Consider the following 21,347-nt stretch of genomic DNA (forward strand, 5'->3'; position numbering starts at 1 on the left):
GGGACTCCCGAATTTGGGAGTCCCTCTTTTCATTAGTCATCATCTTCATCATCGTCGGAAGGTGGTTTATTACTTCCACCGCCTCCTTGATTGTTGCCGTTATTTCCATTGTTGCCATTGTTACCGTTGTTACCATTATTCCCGTTGCCATTGCCATTATTCCCATTATCATTGCCGTTGTGTCCCGGTGGAGTGATAGGTGGATCAATTTCATCCTCGTCTTCATCATCATCCACCTCTGGCGGTTCTGGACTGTCTATCGTAACGATATTCGATCCTTCAGATAAAAGACCGGTTATATCGACAGCCCTGACATAATAAGATCCTGGTCCTACTGCTAGTGAATGAGAAGAGCCATCAATGATCGTGGCAATCCGTTCATTATTTTGATAAACGTAATAACCGATAACATCGTTGGAAGGAGATTCCGTCCATTGTAGCGTAGAATCACTAAGGGACGCGCTAACCCCTGCAGGTGCGGCTTCGTCGGCAGGGAAAGTTGCCCCTGACACAACACCTGATGCAAACACAGACATCGATGGGAATAGTTTGGATGCGTCCCCACCCCACGGGCCGAGCATTCGATCGATGAAACCTTGGTTCACTCCAGTTCCTCCTGAAACGATGAATTCGGAAGGTGTCGAAGGAAGTGCCATGTAACGGCTGCCTTTTACAGACACATAGGAAGCATTAATGATGCTATCATCTGGTTCGGTAGGAAGCATTACTTTAGAGTTGAATAAATCAGATCTGACCAAGCCTGCTGATGTACAAGCGGCTGAAGGCGCAAGCCCCGAAATGCCACAGAAAGGTTTGGATACTACGCCTTCTGGTTGTTTGAAAGTGCTGCCTGCTCCGACAATATCAGGTTTCACTTCATTCGCTTTATTCATCAATCTGCCGAAGAGCATAGTCGTCCGGGTCGTCGGATGCATTTGCCCGGATCCGCGAGTATATAATTTGCGCGATTGGTCGTAATAGCCGAACCATAACCCTAGTGAAACGTTCGGATTGTAACCGACGAGCCATGCATCCCCGTACCCATTCGTTGTTCCCGTTTTCGCAGCAAAATCGGTTTTGAAATTCATGAAACTAGATAATTGTTGTCCAGTTCCACCAGGTTTAAGAACATCCCTGAGCATATCCGTCACAATGTAAGACGTTTCTGGACTGAACACATCAACCGGATCGATTTCATGTTGATAAACGATATTTCCGTGCATGTCTTCAATCCGTTCAATGATATAGGACTGTATGAACTTTCCGCCGTTTGCAAATGTGGCGAATGCATTCGTGTTTTCCTCAACGCTGACACCCTCACTCATTCCGCCAAAGGATGTGGAATAGTTTACGTAGTCTTCGGGTTTGAGCTTGGTAAAATTCATTTTCTCCAAAAACTCTGCAGGACGTTTTTCTACAATCTCTCTATACAATCGGGCTGTTGGAAGGTTCAGTGATTCTGCTAAAGCTTGCCTTGCCGGAATAATTCCGTTTTCCACAGATGCTGTATAGTTTGTAGGAGCCCAAGTACCACTGCCGTCCGGGATTTCAAATTTGACGTCGACGACCGGGCTTCCTGCTCCGATGACCCCGTATTCAATCGCGGGCGCATAGACGAGAAGCGGTTTCATCGATGAACCATTTGGCCGATGGGTTTGCGTAGCATAGTTAGTGTTAATCAGTTGGTGATCGCGACCTCCGATGAAGGAAAGAATCCGACCAGTTTTATTTTCAATCATGATAGCCCCAACTTGAACAGGGTTGTCCTTTAAAACAGTTTCACCAGTAGTAAAATCCTTCTCGTCACGTGTATACGTAAAACCGTAATTTTCGAATTCCTGTCCGACCTTATTCATCTCATCGTAAAGGTCTTTTTCAATCGTCGAATAAATCCGGTATCCGCCAGTCCGCATATCGCGTTCCGCTAGAATTTTATACTTTTCCTTAAGCTTGTTCTCTTCCTCGAGGCGGTCCGGATCGATTCCGTCCTTCTCTGCAATGATTCTCGCTAAGATATCTTTCGTGCGCTCTTGGACCTCTTGGGTCAAGTATGGATATCTTTCAGTCGCGCGTTGCGTCTTTTCTGTGAAGTCCTTTGTAATATCGTACGTTATCGATTCGTTATATTGGGCATCCGTAATGTAGCCAGTTTCTTTCATTCTGAATAGAACGGTTTTCATCCTGTCAATTCCTGGCTTTAAATTTTCTTCCTTTTTCACGCCGCCTCCATAATAACTACTCAAGAAAGGCGTGTACGCAAAGGGAGCCTGTGGAATCCCTGCTATATAAGCAGATTGCGGAAGATTGAGCTCCTTGGCAGAAATACCGAAAATCCCTTCTGCTGCCGTTTCAATTCCTGCAATATTTTGTCCAATTGCATTTCTACCATATGGGATGATATTTAAGTAAGCTTCCAAAATTTCATCTTTGTCCATAAAATGTTCAATTCGCATAGCTAGAAGGATTTCCTTAGCCTTCCGTTCGTAAGATACCTCATTCGTCAAAATCTGGTTTTTAATGAGCTGTTGTGTAAGAGTCGAACCACCAGTCTGGCTGGAAGAGTTTGTAACGTCTTGAAACAGTCCGCGGAAAATTGCTTTTGGCACAATTCCATTATGCGATTCAAAATATTCGTCTTCCGTCGCTAGAACGGCATCGATGACATATGGAGATACATCTTTCAATGTCGTTTCCTTTCGTTCGATATCTGCGCTCACTTTGCCTAAGTATATATCATTGGAAAAATATATTTCCGAGGTCTCTTCATAGTTGAAAATGGCATTCCGCATTTCAGCTTTTGAACGAAGGGGCTCTTTTGCGACAAGCGAGGCAAAATATCCAGCTCCGACAGAGGCGGCAAAAACACCGATTGTCAAACCGAAAACGAGGAAAAGAAGGAACAGATTCCATATGACTCCGGAAGTGATGCGTACTCCCTTTGCCCAACCTTTCGCCTTCATCGATTCGAATTTTTCTTCTATTAGATCAATCCTATTTTTTCGTTTTCCACTCAAGTTTTAATCCCCCCTAAAATCCTTCCTATTATAGCACATTTCAGCAGAATCAATATAAAATGTTTGACAATCGGATATTTTAGACTACAATAGGGATTATATAATTTTTTTGCACATTGAAGAAGCCGAAGTAGCGGCGATACATCTGTTATAGAGAGGCAGCGGTTGGTGAAAGCTGCTCAGAATATCGTTGACGAATTACAGCTTTGGAGTGCGACGTTTACGCGGCGATAATGCGTCTTTGAGCGGAGAATTTCGATTCTCAAGCCGGGTGGTACCGCGTTATTTGACAAAGTTCATAACGTCCCTGCATGATTCCATTGAATCATGTAGGGGCTTTTTTATTTTACTGGAGGGATTACGTTGACGAATGAATTACTTGAGGATTTAAAGTGGAGAGGCCTTTTATATCAACAAACTGATGAGGAAGGTCTGGAAAAATTATTGAATGAAGAGAAAATCTCTTTATATTGCGGAACAGACCCAACTGCGGATAGCTTGCACATTGGCCACATCGTTCCGTTTCTGACACTTAGCCGTTTTCAACAATTTGGCCACCGTCCGATCGTTCTTGTCGGCGGTGCCACGGGCATGATTGGCGATCCGTCTTTTAAAGCGGAAGAGCGGCAGCTGCTGTCTGATGAGCAAATTGCTAAAAACGTGGCGGGCATCCGCGGGCAATTGGAGCATATCTTTGATTTCGAGAGTGAAAACGGGGCTATCTTAGTTGACAATAAAGACTGGTTTGGTGAAATGTCCGCTATCAGCTTCCTTCGTGACTACGGAAAGCTGTTAAGCATCAACTATATGCTGGCAAAGGAAAACGTTGCTTCCCGTTTGGAAACAGGCCTCTCCTTCACGGAATTCTCCTATATGCTAATTCAGGGCGCTGACTTCAGCCACTTGTACGACAAGTACAAATGCCGGTTGCAAATCGGAGGATCAGATCAGTGGGGCAATATTACAACGGGACTTGAAATCATCAGGAAAACGCATAGCGATGAAGCGAAAGCATTCGGTATAACGATGCCGCTTGTAACAAAAGCGGATGGGACAAAGTTCGGTAAAACAGCGGGTGGTTCCGTCTGGCTGGATCCGACGAAAACTTCTCCTTACGAGTTCTACCAATTTTGGATTAATACTTCCGATACAGATGTCATCAAGTACTTGAAAATCTTCACTTTCGTTGAAAGGGAAGCGATCGAAGCATTGGAAGTTTCCGTTCAAGAAGAACCGCATTTACGCAAGGCGCAACAAATGTTGGCGGAAGAGATGACACGTCTAATTCACGGGCAGGACGCTCTAGACCAAGCAATCCGCATCTCAAAAGCATTATTTAGCGGTGACTTGAAGGCATTAACAGTCGATGAAATGAAAGATGCATTCAAAGACGTTCCGACATTCGAAATGGAATTGGCGGATAAAAACATCGTCGATTTCATCGTTGAAGCGGGCGTTTCCCCTTCCAAGCGTCAAGCGAGAGAAGACGTGACGAATGGCGCGATTTCATTGAATGGTGAAAAGGTGACAGATACGGCATATGAAGTGACGGAAGCAGATCGTTTGGAAAATGCATTTACAATCGTACGTCGAGGTAAGAAAAATTATAAAATGGTGAAATTCATTTAATGTAAAAGGTGACAGCCATCCAAACAATTCGGAATTGTTCGGGTGGCTGTCACCTGTTTTCTTAAGCTTTCATCTTCGCGGCGGCGCGTTTTCGTGGTGCTGGCTTCTTCTTTTTTGTTTTATCCAGAGATGCTTGTAATGCAGCCATCAGATCTGTTGTGTTGGACGGGGAGATAGGCTGTTTTTCTTGTGTGGCGACAGTAGCATTGCCTGATTTCTTCTCTTCAATCAATTCCATTAGCGCCGTTCGATATTCATCCGTATATTTGTCAGGGTCGAAGACAGTCGTCAATTGATCCACTAATAGAAGAGCGGTGTCGAGTTCCTTTTTCACGACGGTATCTTCATCCGGAATATTCGGTACATCCCCGACATTGCGAACTTCATCCGGAAAATGAATCGTTTCCATTAATAAAGAGTCCTTATAGACCCTTACAACTGCTAATTGTTCCTTCGAACGAATAATAATCTTTGCGACACCTATTTTTCCCGATTCCTTCAAAGCCTTCCGCAATAACGCATACGCCTTGCCTCCGTTCGCATCAGGTGCCATGAAATAACTTCTTTCGAAATAGATCGGGTCAATTTCTTCCAACTTTACAAAATCAATGATCTGCACAGCTTTGTCCTCATTTTCCTTCTTCAGCTTTTCAAGCTCCTCATCATCGAGCACGACAAATTTGTTTTTCGTATATTCATACGCCTTAACGATTTCCTCGGTTTTCACTTCTTTATCACAAATCGGGCATACTTTTTGATAACTGATCGGAGAGTGGCACTCTTTGTGAAGTTGACGCAATTTGATGTCGTTGTTTTCCGTTGCCGCGTGAAGCTTGATCGGAATATTGACAAGTCCGAAACTGATGCTGCCTTTCCATATTGTATGCAATGAAATCACCCGCTTTTATGCTTAGTATGGAAAGCTGGCTCATTCCTATGTATATGAAAAGATTAATACCAAACAATAAAAGAAAAACGATGGAGCGATCATGGATGAAGCCGATGTTAATGACAGACGCAAGCGTTATTCCAACAGGGAAAGAATGGTTATATGAAACGAAATATGATGGTTTTCGATGCATCCTGCACTGGACGGAAAATGGCGTTCAGCTGTTTAGCAGAAATGAAAAACTGCTGAATGATATGTATCCTGAAATCATCCGGTTTTGCGAAAGTCTCGGAGAAACGATAACACAGTTTCTCCCTTTAACTCTTGATGGAGAATTAGTGCATTTACGAAATGATTACAGAAGTGAATTTACAATTGTACAGACACGGGGGAGGATGCGGCAAAAAAACGTTATCGAACAGCATGCCAAAGCATTTCCATGCAAATATATCGTTTTTGATCTTCTTGCATATAAGAAAAGGGATCAAACCGAACTTCCATTATTTAAAAGAAAGGAAAGTTTGGCAAAGTTATTTGAAAAGATCGGGCTGCCATTGAAAATTGATTACTTAAATTCGGCATGTATTCAACAAATCGAAGTGTTTTTAGATGCGGAGAAAATATGGCCGTTAGTCGTGACGAATAATGGGGAAGGTATTATCGCTAAAAGAAACTCGAGTCCATGGGACAATGCGAAGAGAACTGTTCATTGGGTCAAAGTGAAAAACTGGCGGACTGTAAACGTTATCGTAACGAAATATGATAAAGCGAATGGATTCTTTACTGGCGCGGTCTTTAAAAATGAAGAACTTATAGAAGTTGTCACATTTTTACATGGGTTCGATGAGGATGAATTGCAAACGTTGAGTATGCTGTTTCGGACGAAGGGCAAAAAAATAAATGAATCTGCATGGGTACTTGAGCCATCCATTTGTGTGAAAATTCATTGCATCGATTTTGATGGAAAGCATCTTCGTGAACCGAGATTTTCATCATTTGATTTTGAAATCGACTTGGAAGCTTGCCAGTGGCGACTTATGCTTCGACAACTTTATCCAATTCCTGAAACTGTACAAATTACGCATCCCGATAAGCCTGTATGGCCAAAACTTGGCGTTGGGAAAGATGATTATTTGCTTTATTTGCAATCGGTATCTCCTTATATGCTCCCCTTTTTACGCAATCGGTTGCTGACGGTTATCCGATATGCCCATGGTGTCCCGGGTGAAAAGTTTTATCAGAAAAACGCTCCGAATTATATGCCTGATTTCGTGAGAACGTCAAGAAGTGATGAGATCGACTATATAGTTTGCAACAATATTGAGACGCTACTATGGTTAGGGAACCAGCTTGCGTTGGAATTCCATATTCCTTTTCAAACGATTGCAACTGAATATCCGACGGAAATTGTATTTGATTTAGACCCCCCTTCAGTAGACGAATTTACAGTAGCTGTCGAAGCTGCCTTACGCATGAAGATGATATTCGACCAATTTGAGTTGCAGTCTTTCGTTAAAACATCAGGAGGAAAGGGTTTGCAGTTGTATATTCCTCTGCCGCTCCATACATTTCACTATGAAGACACCCGGATTTTCACGAAATTCGTTTGTGATTTTCTTTGCGATCAAGAACCGAATTGGTTTACAACTGAACGTCTGAAAAAGAATAGAGGCAATAAGCTTTATTTGGATTACGTTCAGCATCATGAAGGGAAGACGATCGTAGCGCCTTATTCACCGAGAGGAAGGGAAGAAGCGACTGTAGCTGCTCCGCTAGAGTGGGGAGAGGTGACGCAGTCATTGAGCCCGAAGTCATTTACCATTCTGACGATGCCTGACAGAATTAAGACAATCGGCAATCCGTTTCGTGATTTTCAGGAAACTGGTGATCAGCAGCCGTTCATGGAAGTTCTCGAGCACTTAAAAGCACTTTTGGCAAAACAATAAGATCCTTTATTCAGGGAAAGGCTCATTCTTCTCCGGAACGGCTCGTTTATTCGTTTCAACTGTTTATCACACAAGAGCAAAAATAAAAACCCCGGAAATAGCAATTTCCGGGGTTTAAACTAAGCATGTTATTAACGGCTGTAGAATTCAACGATAAGAGCTTCGTTAATTTCAGCAGCAAGTTCGCTGCGCTCTGGAAGACGTACGAATGAACCGACTTTAGTGTCAGCATTGAATGTAACGTACTCAGGAACATAGTTGTTCACTTCAAGAGCTTCGTTTACAACGTTAAGGTTTTGAGATTTTTCACGAAGTGAAATCTCTTGACCAGGTTTTACGCTGTAAGATGGGATGTCAACGCGCTTGCCGTCAACTAGGATATGTCCGTGGTTGACAAGTTGGCGTGCTGCACGACGAGTGCGTGCAAGACCCATGCGGTATACTAGGTTGTCAAGGCGAGTTTCAAGAAGGATCATGAAGTTTTCACCATGCTTACCAGGCATTTTACCAGCTTTGTTGAAAACAGTTTTGAATTGACGTTCGTTCACGCCGAACATGAAACGAAGTTTTTGTTTCTCTTGTAATTGCAATCCGTATTCGGAAAGTTTTTTACGTTGTGTAGGACCGTGTTGTCCTGGTGCGTAAGGGCGTTTTTCGATTTCTTTTCCAGTACCGCTTAGCGAAACGCCAAGACGACGGGAAAGTTTCCATGATGGACCTGTATAACGAGCCATGAAAGACTCCTCCTCTTAAATTGGTTTTATTTTGTTGTAAAATAAGAACCAGATGCATTCAATTCTTGTGCCATTCTATACTCTTGCATCCTCGCCTCAGCAGCCTCGAGGTTACGCGATACACCTTTTTGAAAGGAATAGACTGGACAGCATGAATCATACAACTGCTGCAACTATTTTACACAAGGTCCATCATACCAACTCTGCAAATGAGAGTCAAGTTTTTTTGTTTGAATCAAAACGGCGAAAAGTCCTATTCAAAAAGCTGTTAAATATAGGATAAATACATTAGAATATGAATATAGACATATATTTTAAGGGACGTATAGATGAGGGTGATAGGATGAATGACTATAGATCGATGCTAAATGAATTGAAATGTGCAATATTCGATTTACTTTCCAGCAGTTTCGATGAGCTACAGTTGGAGACTACGCTAGTTGAATTCAAGAAACTATTCATGAATTGTTTTGAAATCCCGAATTCAGACATACTTCTGTATGATAATAATCGCTTCATACCTTTATCCCTAGGTGAAGAAAGCGCATCCATATCAAATGATTCGATGAAGGATCATCCGATTTTAAATGTTTCATTTATATCGAACGTTGCACACGTTGGTTCTGAATACGCAGACGACTCTCTCGTAATCCGGGATTACGAGCTTAACCCGCTAGGCGCTGTACTTTTTAAGTCAACGGAGAAATGGCTTGAATTTGCCTCAACTCCTTACTTGAAGGAATTGAAAAAAGTATTTGGAACTTTTTTTAGTCAAGTTGTGAAGATTCGTCAGCTTTATGATAAGGAAAAGACCTATAGACGACTATTTGAAGTGACTGAGCTCTTTAATTCTACAATGGAAAGCAATGTCATCCTTGAAGGAATGATGGGGGCTGTATCCAAGTCGTTTCCCGCGTATGAAGTACATCTGCTCCTGTCACATGAGCAAAAAGGGAAAATTAAGGAATACCGGTTATTTGATTATTTAAATGAACGCGCCTCGGCCGTGGATGCTTTCCTTTCAGGGGAGATGACTGTTGAAAAGGCCTTGGATCTATCATGCAATTTGATGAATGCACCGATTCGTGGCAGGCAGGGTATTTATGGAGTATTGCAGATCATGGCTCCGAAAGACACTGAATTTACAGTGACACAAAAGAATTTCATTAGGCTGATTTCAAATGCGGCGGGAAGTGCTCTTGAAAACGCGAGTCTTTACGAACAATCACATCGGCTTGTGAACGATTTGCAATTAGTGAATGAAGCTTCTAGAAAATTGAACAGTAATTTGGATCTTCAAGAGATGATTGCATTTCTTATGACACAATTTAAGAAAGCATTTCAACCGAGTGAAATGGCTTTTGTTTTTAATGAAGATTACGACATAGCACCTATCAGCACTTCATTTTTCCAGGACGATGCAGGTGCGGAATTTGTGGATAAGATCTTTGCCCGATTCAGTATGGGGGAGGAAGCGATCTTTGATGCGAATGTTAAAAACTGTGAGGGCGATGGAAATTCATTTAAATCGCTAGTCGCACTTCCTATTACAAATAGGGGAGATATGATTGGATTTGTCGTTCTATTGCATAAAGAAGAATACTTTTTCTCTTTCGATAGCTTCAAACTGATGCGATCCCTTATTAGTCATTCATCATTGGCGATTTCGAATATATTGCTTCGAGATCAATTACAAGAACTTGTCGATAAAGACAATTTAACGAAATTGTACACACGAACGTATTTAGACAAATCGGTCGCAGCCGCCATTAATAAAAAGGAAGAAAGTATATTTTTATTACTGGACGTTGATGATTTCAAAATGGTTAATGATAGTTACGGTCATACAACCGGAGATGAGGTTTTGCGGCAAATATCATCTTTCATCCTATCGAAAATTAAAGGGTTTGGAATTGCAAGTAGATGGGGTGGGGAGGAAATTGCAATTTTCTTGCCGTCAATGAAAATGAAAGATGGAATTGAATTCGCAAAAATGCTTGTTGAAAGCATTCCTGCGCAGACGAATCCTCAAGTGACAGTTTCAATTGGTATGAGCAGGTGGTCGCCGACTGACGGCACTTCTTACAAGGAAATTTTCCAATTCACGGACAAGGCCCTTTATCGTGCCAAAAATAACGGGAAAAATCAATACATCATACATGGAGTCTCATCAAGCAAATGAAAAATGTTGCTGATGAGACTCTTTTTCTTTCATAGAAAAAAGAGTAGAATGAAAATAGGGAATGTAAGTGCTTACAAAAACAGAAGGGTGGAATAGAAATGAAAAAAGATACACTTCATAAAGACACGCTTGTTGTACATGAAGGCTATGATGATTCTTTGCATCATGGAAGCTTGGCGGTGCCGCTATATCAAACATCCACATATGCATTTGAAAATGCATTGCAAGGGGAAAAGCGATTTTCAGGAGAAGAAGCGGGGAACATTTACTCAAGATTAGGCAGTCCGACGGTCCAAGTGCTTGAAAAAAGAATGGCTGCGCTTGAAAACGGTGCAGGTGCACTCGCATTCGGTTCCGGCATGGCTGCGGTTAGTTCAATTCTCGTCCATTTGACGAAAGCCGGAGATCACATTATATGTTCAAGGGGAATCTATGGTTGTACGTTCGGTCTGCTAGGAATCATGAAAGAAAAATATAATATTACCCATAGCCTCATCAGTATGACGACAGAAGAGGAAATTGAAAAAGAGATTACACCGGAAACGGTCTGTATTTATGTAGAAACGCCGATAAATCCGACAATGGAATTGGTGGATTTACAAAAGGTCGTAAATGTTGCTAATCGACATGGCTTGAAAGTTGTAGTCGATAATACGTTCACCTCCCCTTATTTACAAAACCCGATTGATATCGGAGCAGACTTTGTACTGCACAGTGCAACGAAATATATTAATGGGCATGGAGATGTTATTGCTGGTCTACTCGTTGGAAAAGATGCAGATGAAATAGAGAAGATCCGGATGACTGTACAAAAGGACTATGGCGCCATCATGTCTCCTTTTGATGCTTGGTTATTAATACGCGGGTTGAAGACGTTGCCTGTAAGGATGGATAGGCATACAGTGAACGCTGAAAAACTTCTTGTCTATTTAAAAGGCCAACAATTTGTTGAAGATATTTATTATCCGTTCGACGCAGGGAATCCGCAATTCGAAATTGCGAAGCGTCAAATGAAGGCCGGCGGTGGATTGATTTCATTTACGGTAAAAGGTGGTAAGAAAGGTGCGCAATTATTCATGGACAGCCTTTCATTAATAAAGATAGCCGTAAGTCTTGGAGATGCGGAGACGCTTATTCAACATCCGGCGACAATGACGCATTCAGGAGTGCCGGAGGCGGATCGTCTGCAAATGGGGATTACCGATTCACTACTACGTTTATCTGTAGGATTGGAGCATGCCGAGGACCTAATTGCCGATTTGACATCTGCATTTACTGTTTTGGAGCAAAATAGTTCAACATTAGCGTGAAAAAAACATGGCCCGACAACTTTCTGTCGAGCCATGTTTTTGTTATAAATGTTTAATAAGTATTTTCACGACTTCTTCAAGACCTTTTTGATCGTCTTCATTAAAGCGGTTAAGCTCGGGGCTATCAATATCGAGCACTCCAAGAACTTCTCCGTCTTTTACGAGCGGCACGACGATTTCCGAGCGAGAAGCCGCATCACAAGCGATATGGCCTGGGAATTGATTGACGTCCGGAACGAGTATGGTTTTTCCCTCTGCAGCAGCAGTGCCGCATACCCCTCTTCCGAGCGGAATTCGTATGCAGGCAGGTAAGCCTTGGAACGGACCAAGGACAAGTTCATCGTTTCCATCCATCAAATAAAAGCCGACCCAATTAATACGGTCGAAAAATTGATTAAGCAAAGCGGATGCGTTACTTAAGTTAGCATATCGGTTTGGTTCGCCGGATAGCAAGGCATCGAGCTGCTTCGTCAGTTGGCTGTATTTTTCTGTTGGGACATTTGAATAATCAATCGCAGTATACAAAAAAAGCACCCCCTAAAATAGTCATACATACAGTATACGTTCCATGCAGTATTTCTACAAATTTCGTTGGTTTTGACGAAAAAACACCTTTTTCCCTATAATTCGTTCCTTTTCGATACGAAAACACTTTAAACATGTTACTATATAAGATAATATTATTTTAGCATCAATTGAAAATAATAAGGGTGATTACGATTTATCGATATATTTTGGGACGACTTGCAACTTCCAAAGAGTCGACATCGTCTGTAATCACTTATCAATATAAACGAAAACGATAAAAACTTCATATTTAGTGACTTCGGAATAGGGGGATCACAATGATGAAATACTTCATCATTCCAATTATAATTTTAATTGTGCTTATCACGATCGCATTTTTATTCAGGCGTAAACATATAAGTGAAATCGGCAGGCTAGAGCATGAAAAGATGCAGATTCAAAACAAGCCGATCTTTGAAGAAATGATGAAAGTTAAACAATTGAATATGACAGGTGAAACCGAAGAGAAATTCGAACGTTGGCGGAATGAGTGGACAGAAGTTGTTGACGTACATATGCCTAAAATCGATTCAATGCTGTTTGATGCGGAAGATATGATCGATCGGTTCCGTTTCAAAAAGGCGACGTTGACGGAAAAAGAAATCCAAGAAAAAATCCGACAATGTGATAAGAGAAAGAACGACATATTGGAAGAACTGAATGAATTAATAGGCAGCGAAGAAAAGAATCGAATTGAAATCGAAAAACTGCATGAACAATATCGCCTGGCGCGCAAGACGATATTGGCGCATCAGCACTCTTTCGGTATGACGGTTGAACCATTGGAGAAAGAACTGGAATCTTTTGCTCCTAAATTTGAAGAGTACGATGAATTGACGGCTAATGGAAACTATTTGCAAGCGCGTGAAATCGTCATTACCCTTGTATCAAAGGGCGAAAATCTCTCGACGCTTATCCATGATATTCCATCCTTATTAACGGATCTGCAAAGCAAGATTCCTGCTTCCATTCGGGAATTGCGGAATGGGATAAAGGAAATGGAAGAACAATCGTATAATTTAGCGCATCTGGAGATTCCAAAACAAATGGATGAAATGGAAATGAATATCGAGGAACTATTACAAAAAATGTCCGATCTGGATATTGATACCGTGCGCCAAAATGCAATGGAAATGTTCGACCGGATTGAAACATGCTATGATTCATTAGAAAATGAGGTCAACGCAAGGCATTACATTGAAATGTATTTTGAAGAAGTGGAAGAATCGTTGGCGACCATCACAAGTTTGACGAAAGAGACATTCAACGAAGCGGCGTATGTCCAACAAAGTTATCGGTTGGAAGAAAAAGAGGCAAAATTACCGCAGTTGAACTTAAAAAAGCTTGAAACTCTCCAAAAACGATATGATACATTGAAAATCTTGCTTGAGGATAAGGAATCAGCCTACTCTTCCCTACAAGCAGAGCTTAAGCAGATCACTGATGAGCTTGAAGGAATTGAAGAGGAACGAGAAAGTCTTGCCAACCGTATGAAAAACTTACGAATCGATGAAAATAACGTTAGAAATCGATTGAATGACCTCTCACGGGATCTTCAAAATACGGACAGGATGCTTCACCGTGGAAATATACCAGGCATTCCGGACGAAATGGATGCGCGGCTTGAAGAGGCGGAGGAGCAGCTTTACCTTGTCAGCCAAAGTTTGCAGGAAGTACCGCTCAACATCACAGTCGCGGAAAGTTACTTGGCTAATGCCGATCGTGTCGTAGAAGACGTAAAAGGCAAAGTGGAAGAGCTGTTGGAAAATGTTATGCTAATTGAACGGATCATCCAATATGGAAACCGATATCGCGCCTCCAATCCGGAGATGCATGAGCGTTTGTTAGACGCGGAAGAATCATTCAGGCAATTCCGTTATGCCAAAGCTCTAGAAGAAGCCGCCACAGCAGTCGAAGCGGTCGAGCCTGGAGCGATAAAACGGATTGAGGAAATGTTGAAAGAGCATGTGTAAAGCAAAGTAACATAAAAAGCCACCGGCATATAGAGTGCAGGTGGCTTTGTCATTCGAAAAGCGAAAGGCGCTTGCTCAGATGCGACAGGCATAAGGCGAAGATACGGCGTGGCGGTTTTTGCCACAGAGTAGCTTTGACTTATGACCCGAGCATCTAGCGCCTGTAGCTGGACAGCGAAAAGCGAAAGGCGAAAGGCTTTTTTAAAGAAAGGGAAATTGTAATGATTTATTTTGATAATAGTGCAACAACGCAGCCCGATGAAAGTGTTCTTGAATCTTTCATCGCCGCTAATATAAAATATTATGCCAATCCGGCATCGATACATGTAATGGGAAGAGAAGCGGAGGCTTTACTAAACCGTTCAAAAAAACAAATGCTGTCCATCGTCGACAACGAGGACGGAGAAGCTATATTAACTTCCGGGGGAACCGAATCGAATAATTTAGCCATCCTCGGTCTCTCCGAAGCATACAAGTCACGAGGCAACCATATTATCACTACTCAAATCGAACACCCTTCCATTTTGAATGCCTGCAGACAACTGGAACAAACCGGATTTGATGTTGAGTATCTCGCTGTAGATGAACAGGGCAGGATTTCAATAGAAGAATTAACAGCGAAGCTGAAAAAAGAAACGATCCTTGTTAGCATTATGCATGTCAATAACGAAATCGGGACGATTCAACCTATTCGCCAATGTGCTGAATTGATTAAACGCAACAGTCGTGCTATTTTCCATTCAGATTGCGTCCAAAGTTTCGGAAAATTGCCAGTTAGCATGGAAGAGTTAGGCGTGGATGCGATCACGATTTCAGCTCATAAAGTAAATGGTTTAAAAAACTCCGGCGTATTGCTTTTGAAAAAAGGTATTAAGCCCAGTCCAATCAATTTTGGCGGCGGGCAGGAAAACGGGATAAGAAGCGGAACAGTATCAGTGCCAAATGCTGTCGCGATGGCAAAAGCGATGCGAATCAGTTCTGTGAAAGAAGAAAGAACCAATTTTCGGGAATGGCGAAATATGCTCGTCGAGGCATGTGGAACTATTGAGAAGGTCCAAGTCCTGTCTCCTTTGGACGGTGCACCACATATCGTCTCACTTGCGTTTAAATCGATAAAAGGAGAAGTGGCAGTCAATTATTTTCAAGAGCAAGGCATCATCATTTCAACTTCGAGCGCTTGTTCATCGAAAAATAAAAAAGCCAGCCATGTCATCGAAACGATCGGCTTGGACAATAAGTTTAAAAACGGTGTCATCCGTGTAAGTTTCGGCAACACTAATACAAAAGAACAGGTGAAAGAATTTATAGACGTCTTACACCGTTTCATGGAATTGATTGAGAAGGGAATGTAACTGATGGAGTGGAATGAAATTTTAATTAGGTATGGTGAGTTATCTTTAAAGGGCCGAAACCGAAATGTGTTCGTACGTAAATTGAAAAACAATATAAAAGACGCGATGCGGGATTTACAGTCAGTACGTTTAAAAGCTGAGCGGGATCGAATGTTTTTAGTCGCAGATGATGAAGAAGATATGAAAAAAGCAATTGAAAGGCTACCACATATTTTTGGAATTCAGTCTTTCAGTCCAGTTGCTAAATGTGAAGCAGATCTCGATGCTATCAAAAAGAAAGCCATTGACGTCATCGGTTCAGGGGAAACAACAGGGCGGACTTTTAAAGTAGAGATAAAACGCGCAGACAAAACATTTCCTTATGTGACGGGAGAACTGCAGCAAGAAATCGGTGGGCATGTACTGAGCCAATTTCCGGAACTTGTCGTACAAATGAAAAAGCCGGATATCCTTTTACTCGTCGATATCCGCAAAGACGGAGCTTTTCTTACGTCAAAAGTATTTAAAGGTGCAGGTGGGATGCCAGTCGGTTCCAACGGACATTCACTGCTGATGCTTTCTGGAGGGATAGATAGTCCGGTTGCCGGTTATCTTTTGATGAAGCGCGGTGTATCGATAGATGCGATCCATTTTGCAAGTCCGCCTTATACAAGTGAATTGGCAAAACGAAAAGTAACGGATTTGACGGAACAGCTCAGTTCATTCGGTGCGTCCGTCCGTCTGCATATCATCCCTTTTACAGAGTTGCAACAAGCAATTGTGAAACAAGTTCCGGATAATTTATCGATGACAACAACGAGAAGAATGATGCTTCAAATTGCAGATAAAGTACGAGAAGAGATCGGTGCATTAGCAATAATAACTGGTGAAAGTCTTGGGCAGGTTGCCAGTCAAACGCTTGACAGTTTAACGGCTATTAATGAAGTGACAGCGACACCAATCTTAAGGCCGCTTATTGCGATGGATAAACTGGAGATTATCGATATCTCCCAAAAAATTGGGACATACGATATTTCAATAAGACCTTATGAGGATTGCTGCACCATTTTTACACCTTCCAATCCTAAAACAAAACCTAAAATCGAAAAGGTTCAACACTTTGAAAGCTTCTTTGATTTTCCGCCTTTGATTGATGAAGCGGTTAGAAATAGAACGACTATCGAGGCATTCGAACAGCGTCAAGCAGATGCCGATTTTTCCGACTTGCTGTAAGTAAGGAAAAAATTCCCGTTAAAACCTCCTGCATGAATTTCCGGAAACGGACCATTCTATTGTCACAAGGAGGTGACAACAACATGGCTAACAACAACAGCGGCAACTCAAACCAACTCCTCGTACCAGGGGTACAACAAGCTATCGACCAAATGAAGAACGAAATCGCGGCAGAATTTGGTGTTAACCTTGGACCGGACTCCACATCGCGTGCCAACGGATCCGTCGGCGGAGAAATCACTAAGCGATTAGTGCGTCAAGCCCAACAGCAAATGAACGGTTACCAAAAATAAAAGTGCATGAAAACTGTCCCGAATCTAACTTCGGGGCAGTTTTTTGAAAAAATTACCATTTAGAAAATCAAAATCCTTTGCATGATTTTCCGGATACGGACCATTCTATAGTTACAAGGAGGTGACAACGACATGCCAAACAACAACAGCGGCAACTCAAATCAGCTTCTAGTACCAGGAGTTCAACAAGCCATCGACCAAATGAAGAACGAAATTGCAGCAGAATTTGGTGTTAACCTTGGACCGGACTCCACATCGCGTGCCAACGGATCCGTCGGCGGAGAAATCACTAAGCGATTAGTGCGTCAAGCCCAACAGCAAATGAACGGTTACCAACAACAATAATAATTTCATGAAAGCTGTCTCGGAAATTTATTTCCGAGGCAGTTTTTCATTATAAAGCGGAAGGAGGCATTTAGCCACGACAGTTAGAGCAAAGATGTGCTCGTAACGCTTCGCTTTTTCTCGCAAAAGCCGTTCTTCGTAACGGCTTTCACTGGAGAGCTTGAAAAAAAGTGCTCTTTGCCTTTTCTTTCAAGATCGAAGTGACCCGAGACTGCCGCCTGGAGCTGGATTGAATTCTGTGATTTGATTATCCCACAGTCTTCACATTCACCGTTTGGATTATTCAAGGATATGCAAGAAAAATAAATATGTTTTGAACTTTCCGCGATGAATTTGTATAATTAGGACATACAAAAGGGGGAGAGACGAATGAATCGCGAACAATTGATGGCACCTGAGAAGTATAACCTCGTTTCTGAATTCGAAAAGTATGCAACTGGTGATGGAAAGCGTGCGCTTATTTATGTTAACTCGAAAGGGCAAGAGCAGGAAATTACATATGACGAATTGATGGTTTCTGCTAATAGAGCAGCAAATGTTTTTCTTGAGAGTGGATTAGCAAAGGGAGACGTAATCCTCGTTATGGTTCCGCGTCTGATTGATGCCTATGTTACGTATATCGGCGCTTTGAAGGCAGGTATTGTAGTTATCCCTAGCTCAGAAATGTTGCGTTCATCCGATATTGAATACCGCTTGGAGCATAGTGGTGCAAAAGCGATCGTTGCCTATGAAGCATTCATGGATCAGTTTGAGTCCGTCAATAATTTAGACGAAGTTCAATTATTTGTTATTGGTGAAGCGAAGGAAGGACAGAAATCATTAACGCACTTAATGGAGTCGGCTTCATCTGATTTTGAGGGGACTGAAACGGATGGAACGGATATGGCATTTCTATCCTATACATCGGGTACGACAGGAAAACCAAAAGGAGTCGTCCATACGCATGCTTGGGGATATGCCCATTTGCGTACAGCGGGACCGAACTGGCTTGGCATTGAAGAGGGAGACGTTGTTTGGGCGACAGCTGCACCCGGTTGGCAGAAATGGATATGGACGCCATTCCTATCCGTCCTTGGCAGTGGAGCAACAGGTCTTATATATGATGGACGCTTCGATGTGAAGGTCTATTTGGAAATGATTAAGAAATATGAAGTGAATGTGCTTTGTTGTACGCCTACTGAGTACCGTTTCATGGCAAAGGCAGATAACCTTCAGAAATATGATCTCTCTTCGTTAAAAAGTGCGGTATCCGCCGGTGAGCCGTTGAATAGGGAAGTCATTGATACTTTCAAAAATGTTTTTGATCTTCCTGTAAGGGATGGATACGGTCAAACAGAGAATACGTTGCTTGTCGGAACGATGCTCGGTATGGAAGCAAGACCTGGGTCGATGGGAAAACCTACACCAGGGAACCGTGTAGATATTATCGATGAAGAAGGCAAGCCCGTATCCCCTGGTGGAGTTGGCGATATTGCTGTCCATATTTCTACCCCAGCCCTCTTCAAAGAATATTTGAACGACCCAGAACGCACGAACATGCAGTTCAGAGGCGAATATTATGTAACTGGAGATCGTGCAAAGTTGGATGAGGATGGCTATTTCTGGTTTGAAGGACGTGGGGATGATATTATCATAAGCTCGGGTTATACAATTGGACCGTTTGAAGTCGAAGATGCATTGACAAAGCACACCGCTGTCCGTGAATGTGCTGTCGTTGGAAGCCCTGATGAAGTTCGAGGGAGCATTGTGAAAGCATTCATTGTCTTGCGTGATCCTAACTTGGAGCAGAGCGAGGATTTGGTGAAAGAATTGCAAGAACATGTGAAGACGCTAACGGCACCCTATAAATATCCGCGCACAATCGAATTTGTAACGGAATTGCCGAAGACCGCTTCGGGAAAAATTATGCGCGTCGAGTTAAGGAAAGCTGAACAACGTAAATAAGTATGTAGACCGTCCTTTACCGAGGCCACTGAAAAAGTCCAAATTAGTTGATTTCCGCTTCAGTCGGACGCTTTCCGCGGGGCGGGCGGTGAGCCTCCTCGTCCGCGTCGCTTTGCTTTGGCTCCCTGCGGGGTCTCACCTGTCCCGCTGATCCCGCTGGAGTCGCCGACTTCCGCTTCAATCAACGGAGACTGCTTGGAATCTAATCGTCTTTATATAAATGAAATGATACGAGCCCATCATCAATAAAATTGATGATGGGCTCGTTGTATCTGCGGTATAATTGATGTATTACATTCAGGTGGTGTCCCGATGATTTCAAACCAAGAAACGTTAAACCTTAGCCCATTTATGGCGATTTACGATATTGTTGTGCCGCAAGATAATCAGCTTCGTCAAATCAATGAGCTAGTTGACTTCTCTTTTGTGTACGAGGAATTAAAAAAATAAATATTGTCCCGATAACGGTCGCAACGCAGTGTCACCGATCCGGATGTTCAAATATTTATTACTAAAAGCGATCTTTGAGTTATCGGATATTGATGTCGTAGAGCGTTCTAAATATGATATGTCGTTTAAATATTTTCTTGATATGGCACCTGAAGATGCAGTGATTGATCCTAGTTCCTTAACGAAATTCCGCAGACTCCGCCTCCAAGATGTGGGGTTATTGGACTTGCTGATTCAAAAGACAGTTGAAATCGCATTGGACAAAAAGTTAATCAACAGTAAAACAATAATTGTGGACGCTACACATACGAAAGCACGCTATAATCAAAAATCACCGGTAGAGTTTTTAAGGGAGAAATCGAAAAACGCACGAAAAGCTGTGTACATAATTGATGAATCGATGAAAAAGAAATTCCCACCGAAACCCACTTCTAACGAAGTTGCAGGTGAATTAACGTATTGTGAAAAGGTCATTTCAGCCATTGAAAAAGAGAGCCACTTAGTGAATATTCCAGCGATCAGGGAAAAGTTGAATGTATTAAAAGAAGTTGTGGAAGATTATACGGAACAGCTTGATTACTCAAGGGATCCAGATGCACGAGTAGGTCATAAGACAGAAGACTCTTCTTTCTTTGGCTATAAAACGCATATTGCGATGAATGATGAACGATTAATTACAGCGGCAATCGTGACAACAGGTGAACAAAGTGATGGAAAGTATCTGCAAGAGTTAATTGAAAAAAGCCATGCTACGGGCATGGAAATTGAAACGGTTCTTGGGGATACGGCCTACTCTGAGAAAGTTAATATTCACTACGCGAAAGAAAATGGGCTTCAATTAGTTTCAAAATTAAATCCGCAAATTACACAAGGTGGTCGTGCGAAAGAAGATGAATTTGAATTTAATAAAGATGCAGGGATGTATGTTTGTAAAGCAGGCCATATGGCTATTCGAAAAGCACGCACAAATAAAAAGGATGTAGGGAAAAATCAACGCCAGACGTATTATTTTGATGTCGAGAAATGTAAGGTATGCCCGTTGAGAGAGGGCTGTTATAAGGAAGACGCTAAAAGTAAGACCTATTCTGTGACGATTAAATCAACGGAACATAAAGATCAGGAAGCATTTCAAAATAGTGAGGAATTTAAAGAAAAGGCAAAATCCCGCTATAAAATTGAAGCGAAGAATAGCGACTTGAAACATAGACACGGGTATGATGTAGCCACATCCGCGGGTCTATTTGGAATGCAGATACAAGGAGCGTTGGCCATATTTGCGGTCAATCTCAAACGGATTAGGACGTTAATGAAGGACTCAGAGTAAGAAAAAATGAAAGAAAAAGACGTTATTTCGTTCAATTTCGAACGAAATAACGTCTTTTTTAATTTAGGCTCACTTATGAGGCTTAAAACCGTAGGTTTTTCAGCGGCCTCTCCTTTACCGGGGCGGTTTTTTCTTTGCTTTACGGCAATTAGTGGAAGGTCTATAATGGACTAATATTTTACC

Annotated in this window: 14 protein-coding genes and 1 pseudogene; 11 read left to right on the forward strand and 4 right to left on the reverse strand. The window is 42.1% G+C overall.

The features are described from left to right. Positions 1–32: 32 nt before the first annotated feature. Positions 33–2,960 (reverse strand): transglycosylase domain-containing protein, encoded by a 2,928-nt coding sequence (locus SLU01_RS02495; protein ID WP_147055035.1) that lies wholly within the window; start codon positions 2,958–2,960, stop codon positions 33–35. 417 nt (positions 2,961–3,377) lie between these two features. Here SLU01_RS02495 and tyrS point away from each other — a divergent pair, with 417 nt between their 5' ends. After that, positions 3,378–4,643, forward strand: a complete 1,266-nt coding sequence (gene tyrS / locus SLU01_RS02500) for a tyrosine--tRNA ligase (RefSeq protein ID WP_147055010.1) — start codon at positions 3,378–3,380, stop codon at positions 4,641–4,643. Positions 4,644–4,704: 61 nt separating this feature from the next. Here the strand turns inward: tyrS and ku are convergent, their stop codons facing one another. Next, positions 4,705–5,532, reverse strand: a complete 828-nt coding sequence (gene ku, locus SLU01_RS02505; RefSeq protein WP_147055037.1) for a non-homologous end joining protein Ku — start codon at positions 5,530–5,532, stop codon at positions 4,705–4,707. A gap of 104 nt (positions 5,533–5,636) precedes the next feature. Here ku and SLU01_RS02510 point away from each other — a divergent pair, with 104 nt between their 5' ends. Further along, positions 5,637–7,478 (forward strand): DNA ligase D, encoded by a 1,842-nt coding sequence (locus tag SLU01_RS02510; protein ID WP_147055039.1) that lies wholly within the window; start codon positions 5,637–5,639, stop codon positions 7,476–7,478. 131 nt (positions 7,479–7,609) lie between these two features. Here SLU01_RS02510 and rpsD read toward each other — a convergent pair whose 3' ends face one another. Further along, complete coding sequence (rpsD, locus tag SLU01_RS02515; protein WP_147055012.1) at positions 7,610–8,212, reverse strand: 30S ribosomal protein S4; 603 nt, start codon at positions 8,210–8,212, stop codon at positions 7,610–7,612. A 343-nt stretch (positions 8,213–8,555) separates the two neighbouring features. Here rpsD and SLU01_RS02520 point away from each other — a divergent pair, with 343 nt between their 5' ends. After that, the gene (locus SLU01_RS02520) at positions 8,556–10,394 is read left to right on the forward strand and encodes a sensor domain-containing diguanylate cyclase (RefSeq protein ID WP_170232555.1); all 1,839 of its coding nucleotides are present in this window, start codon (positions 8,556–8,558) and stop codon (positions 10,392–10,394) included. A gap of 98 nt (positions 10,395–10,492) precedes the next feature. Then, the gene (gene megL, locus SLU01_RS02525) at positions 10,493–11,704 is read left to right on the forward strand and encodes a methionine gamma-lyase (protein WP_147055016.1); all 1,212 of its coding nucleotides are present in this window, start codon (positions 10,493–10,495) and stop codon (positions 11,702–11,704) included. A 42-nt stretch (positions 11,705–11,746) separates the two neighbouring features. Here megL and msrC read toward each other — a convergent pair whose 3' ends face one another. Further along, the gene (msrC, locus tag SLU01_RS02530) at positions 11,747–12,229 is read right to left on the reverse strand and encodes a free L-methionine (R)-S-oxide reductase MsrC (protein ID WP_147055018.1); all 483 of its coding nucleotides are present in this window, start codon (positions 12,227–12,229) and stop codon (positions 11,747–11,749) included. A 323-nt stretch (positions 12,230–12,552) separates the two neighbouring features. Between msrC and ezrA the strand changes: the two genes are divergently transcribed. The 7 genes and pseudogenes from ezrA to SLU01_RS02565 all read left to right on the forward strand — a co-directional run bounded on the left by ezrA (position 12,553) and on the right by SLU01_RS02565 (position 21,164). After that, positions 12,553–14,244: a septation ring formation regulator EzrA gene (gene ezrA / locus SLU01_RS02535; RefSeq protein WP_174842604.1), complete on the forward strand. Its 1,692-nt coding sequence runs from the start codon at positions 12,553–12,555 to the stop codon at positions 14,242–14,244. Between the two features lie 221 nt (positions 14,245–14,465). Next, entirely contained in the window at positions 14,466–15,596 is a 1,131-nt protein-coding gene (locus tag SLU01_RS02540) for a cysteine desulfurase family protein (protein WP_147055022.1), read from the forward strand. Between the two features lie 3 nt (positions 15,597–15,599). Next, positions 15,600–16,808 carry a tRNA uracil 4-sulfurtransferase ThiI gene (gene thiI / locus SLU01_RS02545; protein WP_147055024.1) on the forward strand — a complete coding sequence of 403 codons (1,209 nt, stop codon included), beginning with the start codon at positions 15,600–15,602 and terminating at the stop codon, positions 16,806–16,808. 83 nt (positions 16,809–16,891) lie between these two features. After that, entirely contained in the window at positions 16,892–17,101 is a 210-nt protein-coding gene (locus SLU01_RS02550) for an alpha/beta-type small acid-soluble spore protein (protein ID WP_147055026.1), read from the forward strand. Positions 17,102–17,233: 132 nt separating this feature from the next. After that, entirely contained in the window at positions 17,234–17,446 is a 213-nt protein-coding gene (locus tag SLU01_RS02555; protein WP_147055028.1) for an alpha/beta-type small acid-soluble spore protein, read from the forward strand. A gap of 369 nt (positions 17,447–17,815) precedes the next feature. Then, positions 17,816–19,390, forward strand: a complete 1,575-nt coding sequence (gene mbcS, locus SLU01_RS02560) for an acyl-CoA synthetase MbcS (protein WP_147055030.1) — start codon at positions 17,816–17,818, stop codon at positions 19,388–19,390. Between the two features lie 312 nt (positions 19,391–19,702). Next, positions 19,703–21,164, forward strand: a pseudogene (locus tag SLU01_RS02565) (IS1182 family transposase). Positions 21,165–21,347 lie beyond the last annotated feature (183 nt).

This window comes from Sporosarcina luteola (genome assembly GCF_007991495.1).
In the GTDB taxonomy this organism is placed as follows: Bacteria; Bacillota; Bacilli; order Bacillales_A; family Planococcaceae; genus Sporosarcina; species Sporosarcina luteola.

What these genes read in the sequence shown, in the direction of transcription:
- SLU01_RS02510 (WP_147055039.1), top strand. Translation starts at nt 5,637, where the DNA reads ATGAAGCCGATGTTAATGACAGACGCAAGCGTTATTCCAACAGGGAAA.
- mbcS (WP_147055030.1), top strand. Translation starts at nt 17,816, where the DNA reads ATGAATCGCGAACAATTGATGGCACCTGAGAAGTATAACCTCGTTTCT.
- ezrA (WP_174842604.1), top strand. Translation starts at nt 12,553, where the DNA reads ATGAAATACTTCATCATTCCAATTATAATTTTAATTGTGCTTATCACG.
- SLU01_RS02540 (WP_147055022.1), top strand. Translation starts at nt 14,466, where the DNA reads ATGATTTATTTTGATAATAGTGCAACAACGCAGCCCGATGAAAGTGTT.
- rpsD (WP_147055012.1), bottom strand. Translation starts at nt 8,212, where the DNA reads ATGGCTCGTTATACAGGTCCATCATGGAAACTTTCCCGTCGTCTTGGC.
- SLU01_RS02550 (WP_147055026.1), top strand. Translation starts at nt 16,892, where the DNA reads ATGGCTAACAACAACAGCGGCAACTCAAACCAACTCCTCGTACCAGGG.
- SLU01_RS02520 (WP_170232555.1), top strand. Translation starts at nt 8,556, where the DNA reads ATGAATGACTATAGATCGATGCTAAATGAATTGAAATGTGCAATATTC.
- SLU01_RS02495 (WP_147055035.1), bottom strand. Translation starts at nt 2,960, where the DNA reads ATGAAGGCGAAAGGTTGGGCAAAGGGAGTACGCATCACTTCCGGAGTC.
- thiI (WP_147055024.1), top strand. Translation starts at nt 15,600, where the DNA reads ATGGAGTGGAATGAAATTTTAATTAGGTATGGTGAGTTATCTTTAAAG.
- SLU01_RS02555 (WP_147055028.1), top strand. Translation starts at nt 17,234, where the DNA reads ATGCCAAACAACAACAGCGGCAACTCAAATCAGCTTCTAGTACCAGGA.
- megL (WP_147055016.1), top strand. Translation starts at nt 10,493, where the DNA reads ATGAAAAAAGATACACTTCATAAAGACACGCTTGTTGTACATGAAGGC.